We start from the raw sequence: 14,419 nt of genomic DNA on the forward strand, positions 1-14,419 counted from the left end.
AGCAAGGCCTGCCCCTTCTACTACCAACTCGACCACCTCGGCACCCCGCAGGAACTGACGGATTTTGGCGGCGAGATCGTCTGGTCGGCGAAGTACAACGCCTACGGAAAAGTGACGCAGCTAGTGTCCGGCGCAGGCGAGCAACTCGAACAACCGCTGCGGTTTCAGGGGCAATACTGTGATGTTGAGAGCGGCCTGCACTACAACCGGCATCGGTACTATGATCCCGACGTAGGCCGCTACTTGACGCCGGATCCGGTGAAGCTGGCGGGTGGGCTGAATCAGTACCGGTACGCGCTGAACCCGACGGGGTGGGTTGATCCGTTGGGGTTGAGTGGGAATTGCCCACCGAAGTCCCCGAAGTCATCAAATTGCGGGAATCCAAGCGAACCCGATTTACCTCAACTTTCCAGGCAGGGAGCATTTAGGCAGGCAAAGTTTGATGCCAAAATCCCTAGAAATCAGCAGCCTGATGTTCAGTTGGATGATATTGATGGAAGGCCACGTCAATTCACTTATGCCAATATGACTGATATGAACGGAAAAAATATTCTCAACGAAAAAGGGTTTCCGATTAGGACTAGGCAATACTTTTTTACACGGGAGGATGGGGTCAAGTTGATACTTCAAGATCACGCTGCGGGGCATAGATTTGGTGCCAAAAACGGCCAAGGAGATCAAGGGCCTCATTTTAACGTTCGGCCAGCGGACGACCCGAGAAACGGAAAAGTTGAAAATACAGCTGAGCACTATTCGTTTAGGAGATAAATCATGAAATTCTGGAATGAGCTTGATGGTAGTAAATTTTTCTCGATGGTATTTAGTGGAAATGTTGTCATTGATCGAGTCAAACTTTTTTCATTGAGCGTAGATAATAATCAATCCACGTTGTCACTACTGTTTGATATAAAAGAGTTGCCAGATACGGTTCCGGAAAAGTGGAAAGAAATTTCATATAATGCCTGTCGTATTGGAATTACTGGAAGTGAGGTTGAGGGTTTGATAGTTAAACAATTGCCTACAAGCGAGTATTTAAAACTAACCATCGAAAAGGCGGGTTCGTGTTTCTTGGTATCTGCTAAGTCGGAGCGCTCAATGATAGAGTTTACGGCGTCATTTATAGCTCTTCGTGATCCTACAGTTTATCTCACAAAGACTCCCTTTGTTTGAAGCGGGCATATTCGTTTATTAAAAATATTGGGGGTGATTTCGAATTAGGAAATTCCTCAACTGAAAATGAAGAATTGGATTGTCAGGTCGGCAGCCTTAAAGAAAACTTGCTACAAGCAGAATGTTCATCCGGCCTTTTTATTCGCACAGAGCGAAGTCTTGATAGAAGGAAAGCGCCGGGGCGTGATAGAGAACGCGTATCTGGTCCTGGCCAAGTTGACAGGTTAATTAATTGTAGGGTTGGGGATTTATGTTGGGTGATATGTTTTGCAAGATAGGGATTTTAATAAATAAGTGCGCGATGCGAATTACAGGCCAGGATGTATCGAAAGAGCATTTTGCTGTTGATCAGCAACCGGTTATTAAACACCCATTACTCGGTCAGGTCAGTAAGTGGAGGGCAGTTCCCAGTTCAAAATTTTTAAGCTATGTGGGGCAGCTGAATGCCTATAATGAAGCGATGACAAGGGAAGCCAGAAACATGTCACGTTTTACCGGGGAGGATAGGAAAGGAAATTTGGTGGTGCGAATGGAAGCTGAGAATATAGGATCTGGATATGAACCTAATGCCTTGGATCCGGCCAACCCGCGTTACATTCCTAAGATGAATGCATTTGAGATGAAGTTTGACTTTGAGACGCTGGAACCTTTAGCGTTTTACCCGATAGAGAAAGTTTAATGTTGATGCATCCTTATCTTGATATTCCGTACAGTCCGCGCTTGGAACATTTTCTCGGTGGATTCGATATATATGATCTCGAAGACAGTCTTGGGGTTGAGTTATCTAAGTACGATCCTGAGTGTCCTTACGATAGAGGGTTTTTAATATCTCGATATATTGTGAAGCGCTTTGCTGCGCTGAGCTATCGACATAAGTTTGTTTTGTTTTTTGTATTGGTAGAGGCTCTTGATGGCGATCCGAAAGTTTTTTCTGATGTGCTTGAGCATGATCCAATATCGCCCTCGTTACTTCCTCTTGGTTGGGATGAAATGAATGATCCCAAGGCGTTTTTTGAGGATGTTTACGTTAAATTATCCGAAGCTTGGGCCGAGGATTTGTACAAGGCGAGCCAGGAGGACTTTTCAACCTGGTGAAAGGCTAAGTAGCGAGAGGTGCAAAGATTTTTGCAGCGCTTGTATCGGCCTTTTTGCGGGCAAGCCACGCTCCTACAGGATCGAAGTCGTTCCTGCTTTTTGCGGCCAGCCTTGAATCTGTAGGCGCGAGGCGTGCCCGCGAAGGCGGTCCTACAGACGCTACAAATTCGGGGCAAGGTCATCGGAAGTTTCCTTCAAGTTGTAGCGGTTTGCATGAACTGGTGCGAAGTGAGCTCCAATGGTTAGTCTTTGGCAGTCGCTGCGAATGCAGTGACAGGGTGTAGGAACCCTTCAAAACCAGAGAAAACGCTTCGGCGTCGACACCTGAATTGCGGCCGTCAATGTGCGCCCGTAAGATCAGTTGCAGCGGCTGTGCGCGGGCACGCTTCGGTGTGGTCGAGTTCTCTGGCCTCGATATTCCTACCCCGCGTATAGCTGCCACCCAAGCCTGTAGGAAGGCCGATCGAAGTGATGGAGAATCTGTCCATGCGTAGCTCGATCGAGTGCCAGTCGTTCATCCTCAGTGACTTCGCGTTGCTCTACGCCATTCCGTTGCGCGATGGCTGCGACGTGCTGGATGTGCTTGGGCGACGACTGAAGGCGCGGCGTTCGGAGCAGCGCGAAACGGCTTGATCGTTCCCACGCGCTGCGCAGGGACGATCAGTGCCAGCCGCTCGGCTGCGAAGCCCTGACGTTCGCGTCGGTACAAGGTAAACTTCCCGGCCTTCGCAGGAGCAATCATGAATTATCGTCACGCCTTCCATGCCGGCAATCACGCCGATGTGTTCAAACACCTGACGCTGACCCGCCTCATCGCCCTGATGTCGCGCAAGGAGCAGCCGTTTGCCTATCTCGACACTCACGCCGGCATTGGCCTGTACGACCTTCAGGGCGATCAGGCGAGTCGTACCGGTGAGTACCTGGAAGGCATCGCGCGGTTGTGGGATCAGCCGGACCTGCCGGCGCTGACCGCCGATTACATGAGGGTGCTGCACGACATGAACCCGGATGGCCAGTTGCGCTATTACCCGGGTTCGCCGGAGCTGGCGCGGCGCCTGACGCGGCCGCAGGATCGGGTGATGCTCAACGAGAAACACCCGGAGGACGGCGTGTTGCTCAAGGACAACATGGCCGGCGACCGTCGGGTGAAGGTGCACCTGGGAGAAGGCTGGCATGTGTCGCGCGCGATGTTGCCGGTGCAGGAGAAGCGGGCGGTGATGTTGATCGACCCACCGTTCGAACAGCTGGACGAGATGCAGCGCTGTGCGGCGTCGCTGAAAGAAGCGATCGGGCGGATGCGCCAGACGGTGGCGGCCATCTGGTACCCGGTGAAGGACCAGCGCATGCTGCGGCGTTTTTATCAGGACCTGGCCGGCACGGGCGCGCCGAAGTTGTTGCGGGTGGAGTTGCTGGTGCATCCCCTGGACACGCCGAACACCTTGAACGGCTCCGGGCTGGCGATTGCGAATCCGCCGTGGGGGCTGGAAGAGGAATTGCGTGAGTTGCTGCCGTGGTTGTCCAAGAAATTGGGGCAGACCCAAGGTGGGTGGCAGATGGATTGGTTGATTGCTGAGAGTTGATCAGTGATCAGGTGTTTTGAGGTTGGCTAATCCGGCGCCTTCGCGAGCAAGCCCGCTCCCACAGGAGGGGTTGGCGTCGTACTCAGGATTGTGATCGCCGCATCACCTGCAGGAGCCAGCAAGCCGGCGCCTACAGTTGATCGTGTGTCAGGTCAGGTCAGATCGGGCAGGTCACGCCGGTACCGCCAATCCCGCAATACCCTTCAGGGTTCTTGGCCAGGTACTGCTGGTGATAAGCCTCGGCGAAGTAGACCGTCGGGGCTTCGTCGATTTCGGTGGTGATGGTGCCTTTGCCGGCCTTGGTCAGTTCGACCTGGAACACGTGTTTGCTGTGTTCGGCGGCGGCCAGTTGAGCCGGGTTGGTGGCGTAGATCACCGAACGGTACTGCGTGCCGATGTCGTTGCCCTGACGCATGCCCTGGGTCGGGTTGTGCAGTTCCCAGAACATTTTCAGCAGCTCTTCGTAGCTGACTTTCGCTGGCTCATAGACCACCAGTACCACTTCGCTGTGGCCGGTCAGGCCCGAGCAGACTTCTTCGTACGTCGGGTTTGGCGTGAAACCGCCGGCGTAACCCACCACCGTGCTGACGACGCCTTCGCGCTGCCAGAACCGGCGTTCGGCGCCCCAGAAACAGCCCAGTCCGAAGATCGCGAAATCCACGTCGGTGATGAACGGACCCAGCAGCGGCGCGTCGTGGACGAAGTGTTTTTCCGGCAGACTCATTGGGGTGTCGCGGCCAGGCAGAGCTTGTTCTTTGGTAGGAAGCACGTTTTTGTTCACCAGAATTTCCGAGCGCAGAACCATGATCAGTCCTCTCAGTCAGGTTGAAATTGTCAGATGCGCAGTTTGCCCGAGTGCAGCGCCGCTGTCAGGCGATTGGGCCACGCGGGTAGCGCTTGAGCTTTTCGATCAGCTCGGTGCCCGGGATCGGCCGGTCGAACAGGTAGCCCTGGCCGACATCGCAACGATGGCGGCGCAGGAACGCCAATTGCTCGGCGGTCTCGATGCCTTCAGCCACGACCTTGAGTTTCAGGTTGTGGGCCATGGCGATCACGGCGGAGGTGATTTCCATGTCGTCCTGGTTGTCCGGGATTTCGTGAATGAAGCTTCGATCGATCTTGATGATGTCGATCGGGAATTTTTTCAGGTAACTCAGCGACGAGTAACCGGTGCCGAAGTCGTCCATGGCCAGGGTCAGGCCCAGGCGCTTGAGCTGATCGAGCTGCAAGTGGGTGTCTTCGGTGGCTTCCAGCAGCAGGCCTTCGGTCAGTTCGAGTTCCAGCAGATTGGCCGGTAGCGCTTCTTCCTTGAGGATGTTGGCGATCGACGAGACCAGGTCCGGGTCGGAGAACTGTTTGGGTGACAGGTTGATCGCCACTTGCAGGTTACCGAGGCCGGCGGCCGTGAGGTCTTTGCTCATGCGGCAGGCCTGGCGCGCGATCCATTTGCCGATGGGGATGATCAGCCCGGTTTCTTCCGCGACGCTGATGAACTGATCCGGACGGATCATGCCTTTTTCCGGGTGGTTCCAGCGCAGCAGCGCTTCCATGCCCAGCAAGCGACCGCTGCGCAGGCAGAGCTTGGGCTGGTAGAACACGTCCAGTTCGTTTTGCGTCAGGGCACGGCGCAGGTTGTTTTCGACGAACAGTTTGTAACTGGCCTCCGCGTTCAGCGCTTCAGTAAAGACCTGCACCTGATGTTTGCCGTTGGCCTTGGCCTTGTGCAAGGCGAGCCCGGCGTTACGCATCAGGGTCTGCGGATCACGGCCATGCAGCGGCGCGCAGGCCAGGCCGACCGAGCCGGTGACGCTGATCAGCTGGTTGTCGACGAACATCGGCTTGTCGAGGGTCGCCAGCAGTTGGTTGGCCACTTGCTGGCCCGTCGCGAGGTCGGTGTCGTCCAGCAACACGGCGAACTCGTTACTGGCAAAGCGCGCCAGGCTGCCGCTCGGGATCAGGCTGTTGCGCAGGCGGCGAGCCAGGCTGATCAGCAGCTTGTCGCCGGTCTGGTGGCCGAGGCTGTCGTTGATCCGTTTGAAATTGTCGATGTCCACCAGCAGCAGGCTGATCGGTGTGTCGCTGTCGCGGGCAAAGCGTTCATCGAGGTTGCGGATGAACGCCGGACGGTTGCCGAGGTTGGTCAGGTTGTCGGTGTAGGCCAGGCGTTCGATGCGCTGTTGAGCGAGTTTGTTCTGGGTAATGTCTTCGTAGATGCCGATGTAATGCGTCAGCTCGCGATTGTCGCCATACACCTTGGAAATCGACAACTGGCCCCAGTAGGGTTCGAGGTTTTTCCGGCGACTTTTGAATTCGCCTTGCCAGCTGTTGCTCTTGGCCAGCGCCGAGGGTGCGTCGAACAGCAGTTCACTGAGATTTTCCAGGGCCGGCAGTTCCGACAGGCGCTGGCCGTGGACTTCTTCGGTGCTGTACTGGGTGATCGCGGTGAAGCTCGGGTTGACGTATTCCACCACGCCGTCGCAATTGACCAGCAGAAAGGCGTTGGCACTTTGCTCGACCGCGCGCTGGAACAGGTGCAGGGCGCTGGTGGCGGTTCGGCGGTTGTGATTATTGATGACCTGGGCGAATTGATCGGCCAGCTCGCCGGCAAAGGCGATTTCGTCGGACTGCCAGGCGCGGGTCGCACCGGTCTGCTCCAGGCAGAGCACGCCGACCACCTGACCATCGACCCGAATACTGGCGTCGAGCATCGCGCTCACGTCGCGCGGGCGCAGGCTTTCGGCGATTTCCCGAGTGCGCGGATCGCGAACCGCGTTGTGCGCATCGATCGCGCGGCTGCCGTGCAGCGCTTCCATGTAATCGGGGAAGCCACTGATGTCGATCGGCTGCGGCAGTTCGTAGGTCTGGGTGTCGCGGTGATACGCCGAAATTGGCACCAGCATCGAACCTTCAAGGTTCCACAGGCTGGCGCAGTCGATTTCGTAGATGTCACAGGCGCTGCGGGTGATCAGCTCGGCGGCTTCTCGCAGGGAGTTGCCGGTGCTGTAGCGCTGGCGGGTCAGCAGCAGGATCAGGTCTTGCTGGGCGCGCACGCGATCCAGGTGCAGGAGTTGTTCCTGCTGGGCGCGTTGATTGAGTTCGAGGGCGATCTGCAGGCGCGAGTTCTGGGTTTCCAGGTCGAGCGCCGGGATCAGCGGTTCGCCCTCGAACAGGCCGTCGACCACCAACAGGTAGCCGCGCAGCAGGTGTCGATTGTGTTGCTTGTAGGCTTCGCCGACTTCCAGCAGGCTCAAGGTGCCGGCGGCGGTATGCAGGGTGTAGCGAACCTGATAATGCGGACCGGCGGTGAGTTGCTGTTGAACGGCGTCGTGCAGTTGATAGCGCGCTTCGGGCTCCATCAGGCTGGCGTAGGGCGAGCCGACCAGGGCACACAGCTCCACGGCCGGCAGGCCGAACTGTCGCTCGCAATTGGGATCGAGGAACAGCAGCGCCCAGCTTGGTTCATTCAGCCGTTCGAAACGCAGCATGCCGAGCCGCGAGGGCACAGGCAACTGCGTCACTACCTCGGCCACCATACGGCTGGCGGCATCGGGTTGGCTTTTCATTGAGGGAAACTCGCTTCGAATGTGCTGATCGCGCCGGGCTCTCGCCCTCTTTACTGTTGCCTGCGGCAAGGTTGCATCATTGCGACACCGACTGACAAGAGACATGAAGGCCAAGTGCTATAAGAATATGTCGGCCGGCATTAACTTTTCTTCAGTATTGCCTGAAAACTAACGTATTTCGCTGGAAAAAGCGCTGCTGATTTTCGCTGGCGATGGCGGCCTTTAGGGGCGGGATCTGAGGGCGCTATCGCCAGCAAGCTGGCTTCTACAGGGCGTCCGCGATGTGTGCGGGGCGCAGGACGTGTAGGAGCCGGCTTGCTGGCGATGCTTTCGGCTTCAACGCAACGTGATGCGGGTCGACTGCAACAGACCGCCCTCCCGGTCGTGAAAACTGACTCGCACCTGATCTATGTCGACAACCAGATGGGCAAAATTGTCCTGGCTGATCACCCGGCTGGTCAGTTCATGCCGGTAATCCCCGGTGGCTGTCCGGGCCAAGGGCTGATTGAGGATGAAGGTGGAAGCCCGGGCATACGGCAACAACAGGCTGTTGCACAGCGGTGAGGACACAATGGTGTGGACCTCGAAGTCCGGGTCTTCGCTGTGGGTCAGGCGGCTGGTCAGGGAGCCGTGGACATCGCCGGACACGAAGAAGACGTTTCTGATGCAGTGTGTGCGAATCGTCTCCAACAACCGCAGGCGTTGTTCCGGAAAGGCTTTCCAGGCGTCGCCGCCCATACGTTTGCGATCGGGGTAAAACATCACGCTGGTGACCACGAATTTGACCCGCGCCGGGCTGTTGATCAACCAGTCGCAGAGGGCTTGTTCCTGTTGTTCGTCGAGGATGCGCCGGTTGGCGGCCGACAGGTTGCGCCGGGTCCGGCTGTCCGTGACAAACCACTCGATATCGCCGTGGGTGAATTGATACCAGTAGCGTTCCAGGCGCCCGTCCAGGCCCCCCGTTTCAAGGACCTCATGGGCCGGGCCGTGGCTGGCTTGATACAACTCGTAAGCGGCGATGGCATTCTTATACAAATGGTCGTCGTCAGGGCCTCTGTTGGCTGGCCAGTTGTCTTCGATTTCATGGTCGTCGAGGATCATGTAAGTCGACAGGCTCGCCATCAACCGGGCGATGTGGGGTTGGGAAAAGGCCGTGCGGTACTTGCTGAGTATGTCCCCGTATTCGCGATCAGGCGCAACGAAGTTCAAGTCATCGATATACACCTGGTCCCCGGTCATCAGCAGGGCATTGATGGGCGTGGCGGCGCGCTGCGCCAAGTGGTTGATCGACGCGAAGATTCGGTCGCCAAGCCGTGGCAGCACCGGTGAGCCGCCGGTCATTCGCAGGTACCGGCAAGAGCCAACGATGTACGCCCGAGGCACCGTTGTTATGCTGGGCTGGGTGCGGAAGCGATAGACATCCCGCGGCCATTGCAGCGGCAGCTCCTGAACCGTCTCCACGGTGTGCACCGGGCTCATGGGGCTGAACCAGCCTGCCTGGTATTCGTATTGGGTATCGGCGGCGAGGTCATCGAGGACGAAGACTTCACACATGTCCCGCGTGCTTGCCAGTTGGACGAAAACGCCGCTGGACCAGCGCAGGTCGCCGCTGCGTCGATAACGCAGCCCGGCAAATACCAAGGCGTCTGTTTGTAACTCACCGCGCAGAAAGATCCGGGCGTGATGGGGTGTCGTGTGGCCAATAATCGGGCCGACGGTAGGTTTGAACATATTCGAATCCATTCGAAATAAGGCTGATTAAGCCAATGAGGGTGTAACGCACTCCATTGAGAACGATTGAGCCCAGCCTAGTGACTGACGGGCAAAAAACACTGACGTTTAGTGGACGTGAGTTGTGGCCGACGTAAGCCACACGTGTAGGACGGGACCTTTTTCCAAAGCAAAAAAAAGCCCCGCCAAATTGGCGGGGTTGAGGTACGAGCGTGGCGCTCGGAAAACGTGGAACGCGACAGGCCCTCCGGTGAAGGAGGGCCAGCCGGTGTTACAGCAGGATGGTGCGGATGTCCGCCAGCAGATCGCTCAGACGCTTGGTGAAGCGTGCAGCAGCGGCGCCGTTGATCACACGGTGATCGTAGGACAGCGACAGTGGCAGCATCAGTTTCGGCTGGAAGGCTTTGCCGTCCCAGACTGGCTGGATAGTTGCCTTGGAGACGCCAAGGATCGCCACTTCCGGCGCGTTGACGATCGGCGTGAAGCCGGTGCCGCCAATGTGGCCGAGGCTGGAAATGGTGAAGCAGGCGCCTTGCATGTCGTCAGCGGTGAGCTTCTTGTCGCGGGCCTTCGCGGCCAGCGCAGCGGCTTCGGCTGCCAGTTGCAACAGGCTCTTCTGGTCGACGTTCTTGATGACCGGTACCAGCAGGCCTTCAGGGGTGTCGACGGCGAAGCCGATGTTCACGTATTTCTTGCGGATGATCGCCTTGCCGCTCGGTGCCAGCGAACTGTTGAAGTCCGGCAGCTCCTTGAGCAGGTGCGCGCAGGACTTGAGCAGCAGCGGCAGGATGGTCAGCTTGACGCCAGCCTTCTCTGCAACGGCTTTCTGAGCGATACGGAACGCTTCCAGCTCGGTGATATCAGCCGAATCGAACTGAGTCACGTGCGGGATGTTCAACCAGCTGCGATGCAGGCTCGACGCGCCGATCTGCATCAGGCGAGTCATCGGCACTTCTTCGGTTTCACCAAAGCGGCTGAAATCCACGACCGGAATCGGCGGGATGCCCGCGCCACCGGTAGCGCCGCCAGCAGCGGCCGGTGCTTCCTTGGCCTTTTGCATCATGGCTTTGACGTAAACCTGCACGTCTTCTTTCAACACTCGACCGTGCGGGCCGCTCGAGCTGACTGCGCTCAGCTCGACGCCAAATTCGCGCGCCAGTTGGCGTACAGCCGGGCCAGCGTGAACCTTGGCGCCAGGCTTGGCGGGTGCGGCAGCCGGTGCAGCCGGGGCCGGGGCGGCAGCCGCAGGGGCAGCTTCAGACTTGGCCGCCGCAGGTGCGGCAGCAGCGGCTGGAGCCGGTGCAGCGGCCGGTGCAGCGCCTTTGACTTTGAGCTTCAGGATCAGGTCGCCAGTACCGACTTCGTCATCCAGCTTGATGGAAACGCTTTCCACCACGCCAGCGGCTGGCGATGGAATTTCCATGCTCGCCTTGTCGGATTCCAGAGTGATCAGCGACTGGTCGGCGGTGACGGTGTCGCCTGCCTTGACCAGCACTTCGATGATCTTGGCCTTGCCCGACGAACCGATGTCCGGGACATGAATGTCCTGAACGCTGTCGGCCACCGGTGCAGCCGGAGCGGCAGCGGCAGGTGCCGGGGCAGCGGCCGCAGGTGCAGCCGCCTGGGCTGGCGCGGCAGCAGCAGGGGCCGCAGCACCCGCCACTTCCAGGTCCAGAATCAGGTCGCCGGTACCGACTTCGTCGTTGAGCTTGACGCTGATGGCCTTGACCACGCCAGCGGCTGGCGAAGGGATCTCCATGCTGGCCTTGTCGGATTCCAGGGTGATCAGCGACTGATCAGCCTCGACGGTGTCGCCGACCTTGACCTGGATCTCGATGATCTGGGCCTTGCCCGCCGAACCGATGTCCGGCACATGCACTTGCTGAACGCTGGCGGCGGCCGGCGCAGCAGCAGGAGCAGGCGCGGCAGCAGCAGGTGCGGCAGCCGGTTTGGTTTCAGCTTTGGCGGCAGGTGCAGCGGCAGCCGCCGGGGCCGCTGCTGCGGCGCCTTCGACTTCCAGCTCGAGCAGTTCGTCGCCTTCTTTCAGGCGATCGCCCAGCTTCACTTTCAGGCTCTTGACGATGCCGGCCTTCGGCGCAGGCACTTCCATGCTCGCCTTGTCCGATTCCAGCGTCAGGATGCTTTGCTCGGCTTCGATACGGTCGCCGACCTTCACAAACAGTTCAATTACTTCACCTTCACCGCTGCCGATGTCAGGTACGCGAATGAGTTCGCTCACAGAATCTCTCCTCAGCAGTCCAGTGGGTTGCGTTTTTCCGGGTCGATGCCGAACTTGGCGATGGCTTCGGAGACCACCTTAGGTTCGATATCACCACGGTCAGCCAGGGCTTCCAGGGCTGCCAACACCACGAAATGACGGTCGACTTCGAAGAAATGACGCAGTTTCTTGCGGCTGTCGCTGCGGCCAAAACCATCGGTGCCCAGGACTTTGAATTCCTTGGACGGTACCCACTGACGGATCTGCTCGGCGAACAGTTTCATGTAGTCGGTGGAGGCGATGACCGGACCTTTACGGCTGTTCAGGCACTCTTCGACGTAGCTCAGTTTAGGCTTCTGGCCCGGGTGCAGACGGTTGGTGCGTTCGACGGCCAGGCCATCGCGACGCAGTTCGTTGAAGCTGGTCACGCTCCACACGTCAGCGCCAACGTTGAACTGTTCACGCAGAATCTTCGCCGCTTCACGGACTTCGCGCAGGATGGTGCCGGAGCCCATCAGCTGAACGTGGTGCGCTGCTTCCTTGGTGTCTTCTTCGAGCAGGTACATGCCCTTGATGATGCCTTCCTCGACACCGGCCGGCATGGCTGGCTGCTGGTAGGACTCGTTCATCACGGTGATGTAGTAGAAAACGTCCTGCTGCTCTTCGGTCATCTTCTTCATGCCGTCCTGGATGATCACCGCCAGCTCGTAGCCGTAGGTTGGATCAAAGGTGCGGCAGTTCGGGATGGTGGCGGCCAGGATGTGGCTGTGACCGTCTTCGTGTTGCAGGCCTTCGCCGTTCAGCGTGGTCCGGCCGGCGGTGCCGCCGATCAGGAAGCCACGGGTACGGCTGTCGCCGGCAGCCCAGGCGAGGTCGCCGATACGCTGGAAACCGAACATCGAGTAGAAGATGTAGAACGGCAGCATGGGCTGGTTGTGGCTGGAGTACGAAGTACCGGCCGCGATGAAGGAGCTCATGGCGCCCGCTTCGTTGATGCCTTCTTCGAGGATCTGGCCCTTCTTGTCTTCCTTGTAGAACATCACCTGGTCTTTATCGACTGGCTCGTAGAGCTGGCCGACGGACGAGTAGATGCCCAACTGACGGAACATGCCTTCCATACCGAAGGTACGGGCTTCGTCCGGGATGATCGGGACGATACGCGGGCCGATTTCCTTGTCCTTGACCAGCTGCGCGAGGATCCGCACGAAGGCCATGGTGGTGGAGATTTCACGGTCGCCCGAGCCGTCGAGAATGGCCTTGAGGGTATCGAGCGACGGGGTCGGTACGCTGAAGCTCTGCGCGCGGCGCTGTGGCACGAAACCGCCCAGTGCAGTGCGGCGCTCGCTCAGGTAGCGGGCTTCGGCGCTGTTTGGCTCCGGCTTGAAGAACGGCAGGTTTTCCAGCTCTTCGTCGCGCACTGGAATGTCGAAACGATCGCGGAACAGCTTCAGGCTTTCAACATCGACTTTCTTGGTGTTGTGCGCAGTGTTTTTCGCTTCGCCGGCACCGGTGCCATAACCCTTGATGGTCTTGGCCAGGATGACGGTCGGTTGTTCCTTGTGGTTGACCGCTTCGTGGTACGCCGCGTAGACCTTGTACGGGTCGTGGCCGCCACGGTTGAGTTTCCAGATCTCGTCGTCGGACAAGTCTGCAACCATCGCCTTGAGTTCTGGCGAGTTGAAGAAGTGTTCACGCACGAACGCGCCGTCTTTGGCTTTGTAGTTCTGGTACTCGCCGTCGATGACTTCGTCCATGCGACGCTGCAGGATGCCGTCGACATCCTTGGCGAGCAGAGGGTCCCAGAAACGGCCCCAGATGACTTTGGTCACGTTCCACTGAGCACCGCGGAACACGCCTTCGAGTTCCTGGATGATCTTGCCGTTGCCGCGAACCGGGCCGTCGAGGCGCTGCAGGTTGCAGTTGATGACGAAGATCAGGTTGTCGAGCTTCTCGCGGCCAGCCAGCGAGATCGCGCCCAGGGATTCCGGCTCGTCACACTCGCCATCGCCCAGGAAGCACCAGACTTTTTGCTTGCCTTCCGGAATGAAACCACGGGCTTCCAGGTACTTCATGAAGCGTGCCTGGTAGATCGCCTGGATCGGGCCCAGCCCCATCGATACCGTCGGGAACTGCCAGAAATCAGGCATCAGCCAAGGGTGCGGGTACGACGACAGGCCGTGACCGTCCACTTCCTGGCGGAAGTTGTTCATCTGGTCTTCGGTGATGCGGCCTTCCATGAACGCACGGGCGTAGACGCCTGGCGAGGTGTGACCCTGGAAGTAGATCAGGTCGCCGCCGTGTTCGTCGGTCGGGGCCTGGAAGAAATAGTTGAAGCCGATGTCGTACAGGGTTGCGCTGGAGGCGAAGCTGGAGATGTGACCGCCCAGGTCAGAATCTTTCAGGTTCGTACGCATCACCATGGCCATCGCGTTCCAGCGTACCAGCGAGCGAATGCGGCGTTCCATGAACAGGTCGCCAGGCATGCGTGCTTCGTGGGTAACGGGAATGGTGTTGCGGTATGGCGTGGTGATGGCGTAAGGCAATTGCGAACCGCTGCGGGTTGCGAGTTCGCCCATACGGGTCATCAGATAGTGAGCACGGTCTTCGCCTTCTTTGTCGAGAACCGATTCCAGGGCGTCCAGCCATTCCTGGGTTTCGACGGGATCGAGGTCTTGCATGGCTTGCTCCAGGGCGGAAAGGCTTCCAGAATCGGTTGCCTGAGTTTGCGACTGGCCTTGTGGGCAGACGATATAAATTCTTGGATTGCCGAGAGGTAGGTTCCGGCGGCGTGTAGTTTTACTACAAATCATCGGGCATTTCAGCTATCCGAATGTATATACGAGTAGTAAAACTACAGATGAGCGGCTTATGGCCTCCAGCTGCGTTGTGAGAATAATCGTTAAGGTTGGTCTTTTGCCAACCGAAAAAGGTGAAAGCTTGATGCTGTCTGCCAAAAATAAAGAAATTTCAGCTATTTCTAACCTTTGTTCGACAGTCGACCACGTAGTGCAATTTGAAAATTCACTACATGCACCCCTCTATACGCCGATCAAGGATAGACC

Annotated in this window: 11 protein-coding genes; 6 read left to right on the top strand and 5 right to left on the bottom strand. The window is 58.0% G+C overall.

Features of this window, described 5'->3' with window-relative positions:
- From NTD84_RS29935 to NTD84_RS28665, 6 genes are all read left to right on the top strand, one after another.
- A partial coding sequence (locus NTD84_RS29935) for an RHS repeat-associated core domain-containing protein (protein WP_315975580.1) occupies positions 1 to 768 on the top strand: 768 nt, incomplete at its 5' end.
- 3 nt (positions 769 to 771) lie between these two features.
- On the top strand, positions 772 to 1,170 hold the full coding sequence (locus NTD84_RS28645) for an immunity 50 family protein (RefSeq protein ID WP_262172413.1): 399 nt from the start codon (positions 772 to 774) through the stop codon (positions 1,168 to 1,170).
- Between the two features lie 250 nt (positions 1,171 to 1,420).
- Positions 1,421 to 1,849, top strand: a complete 429-nt coding sequence (locus NTD84_RS28650; protein WP_262172414.1) for a hypothetical protein — start codon at positions 1,421 to 1,423, stop codon at positions 1,847 to 1,849.
- The gene (locus NTD84_RS28655) at positions 1,849 to 2,265 is read left to right on the top strand and encodes a hypothetical protein (RefSeq protein ID WP_262172415.1); all 417 of its coding nucleotides are present in this window, start codon (positions 1,849 to 1,851) and stop codon (positions 2,263 to 2,265) included. Before NTD84_RS28650 ends, NTD84_RS28655 begins: the two co-directional genes overlap by 1 nt.
- Positions 2,266 to 2,751: 486 nt before the next feature.
- Positions 2,752 to 2,898, top strand: a complete 147-nt coding sequence (locus NTD84_RS28660) for a hypothetical protein (protein ID WP_262172416.1) — start codon at positions 2,752 to 2,754, stop codon at positions 2,896 to 2,898.
- Between the two features lie 107 nt (positions 2,899 to 3,005).
- Positions 3,006 to 3,845 carry a 23S rRNA (adenine(2030)-N(6))-methyltransferase RlmJ gene (locus NTD84_RS28665; protein WP_262172418.1) on the top strand — a complete coding sequence of 280 codons (840 nt, stop codon included), beginning with the start codon at positions 3,006 to 3,008 and terminating at the stop codon, positions 3,843 to 3,845.
- A gap of 157 nt (positions 3,846 to 4,002) precedes the next feature.
- Here NTD84_RS28665 and msrA read toward each other — a convergent pair whose 3' ends face one another.
- The 5 genes from msrA to aceE form a co-directional block, all read right to left on the bottom strand.
- Positions 4,003 to 4,650 carry a peptide-methionine (S)-S-oxide reductase MsrA gene (gene msrA, locus NTD84_RS28670; protein ID WP_262172419.1) on the bottom strand — a complete coding sequence of 216 codons (648 nt, stop codon included), beginning with the start codon at positions 4,648 to 4,650 and terminating at the stop codon, positions 4,003 to 4,005.
- 64 nt (positions 4,651 to 4,714) lie between these two features.
- Positions 4,715 to 7,408 (bottom strand): GGDEF and EAL domain-containing protein, encoded by a 2,694-nt coding sequence (locus NTD84_RS28675; RefSeq protein ID WP_262172420.1) that lies wholly within the window; start codon positions 7,406 to 7,408, stop codon positions 4,715 to 4,717.
- A 336-nt stretch (positions 7,409 to 7,744) separates the two neighbouring features.
- A complete protein-coding gene (locus NTD84_RS28680) occupies positions 7,745 to 9,139 on the bottom strand; it encodes an alkaline phosphatase D family protein (RefSeq protein ID WP_262172421.1) in 1,395 nt (464 codons plus the stop codon).
- Positions 9,140 to 9,410: 271 nt separating this feature from the next.
- Positions 9,411 to 11,378 carry a dihydrolipoyllysine-residue acetyltransferase gene (aceF, locus tag NTD84_RS28685; RefSeq protein ID WP_262172422.1) on the bottom strand — a complete coding sequence of 656 codons (1,968 nt, stop codon included), beginning with the start codon at positions 11,376 to 11,378 and terminating at the stop codon, positions 9,411 to 9,413.
- A gap of 11 nt (positions 11,379 to 11,389) precedes the next feature.
- Positions 11,390 to 14,035: a pyruvate dehydrogenase (acetyl-transferring), homodimeric type gene (aceE, locus tag NTD84_RS28690; protein ID WP_262172423.1), complete on the bottom strand. Its 2,646-nt coding sequence runs from the start codon at positions 14,033 to 14,035 to the stop codon at positions 11,390 to 11,392.
- Positions 14,036 to 14,419: the final 384 nt, after the last annotated feature.

Origin of the sequence: Pseudomonas sp. 14P_8.1_Bac3 (assembly GCF_025466085.1) — a bacterium.
Taxonomy (GTDB): Bacteria; Pseudomonadota; Gammaproteobacteria; order Pseudomonadales; family Pseudomonadaceae; genus Aquipseudomonas.

Bases quoted from the DNA above. Each gene is read 5' to 3' on its own strand.
- NTD84_RS28645 (WP_262172413.1), top strand. From the start codon at position 772: ATGAAATTCTGGAATGAGCTTGATGGTAGTAAATTTTTCTCGATGGTA.
- NTD84_RS28665 (WP_262172418.1), top strand. From the start codon at position 3,006: ATGAATTATCGTCACGCCTTCCATGCCGGCAATCACGCCGATGTGTTC.
- msrA (WP_262172419.1), bottom strand. From the start codon at position 4,650: ATGGTTCTGCGCTCGGAAATTCTGGTGAACAAAAACGTGCTTCCTACC.
- aceE (WP_262172423.1), bottom strand. From the start codon at position 14,035: ATGCAAGACCTCGATCCCGTCGAAACCCAGGAATGGCTGGACGCCCTG.
- NTD84_RS28660 (WP_262172416.1), top strand. From the start codon at position 2,752: ATGCGTAGCTCGATCGAGTGCCAGTCGTTCATCCTCAGTGACTTCGCG.
- NTD84_RS28675 (WP_262172420.1), bottom strand. From the start codon at position 7,408: ATGAAAAGCCAACCCGATGCCGCCAGCCGTATGGTGGCCGAGGTAGTG.
- NTD84_RS28650 (WP_262172414.1), top strand. From the start codon at position 1,421: ATGTTGGGTGATATGTTTTGCAAGATAGGGATTTTAATAAATAAGTGC.
- NTD84_RS28655 (WP_262172415.1), top strand. From the start codon at position 1,849: ATGTTGATGCATCCTTATCTTGATATTCCGTACAGTCCGCGCTTGGAA.
- NTD84_RS28680 (WP_262172421.1), bottom strand. From the start codon at position 9,139: ATGTTCAAACCTACCGTCGGCCCGATTATTGGCCACACGACACCCCAT.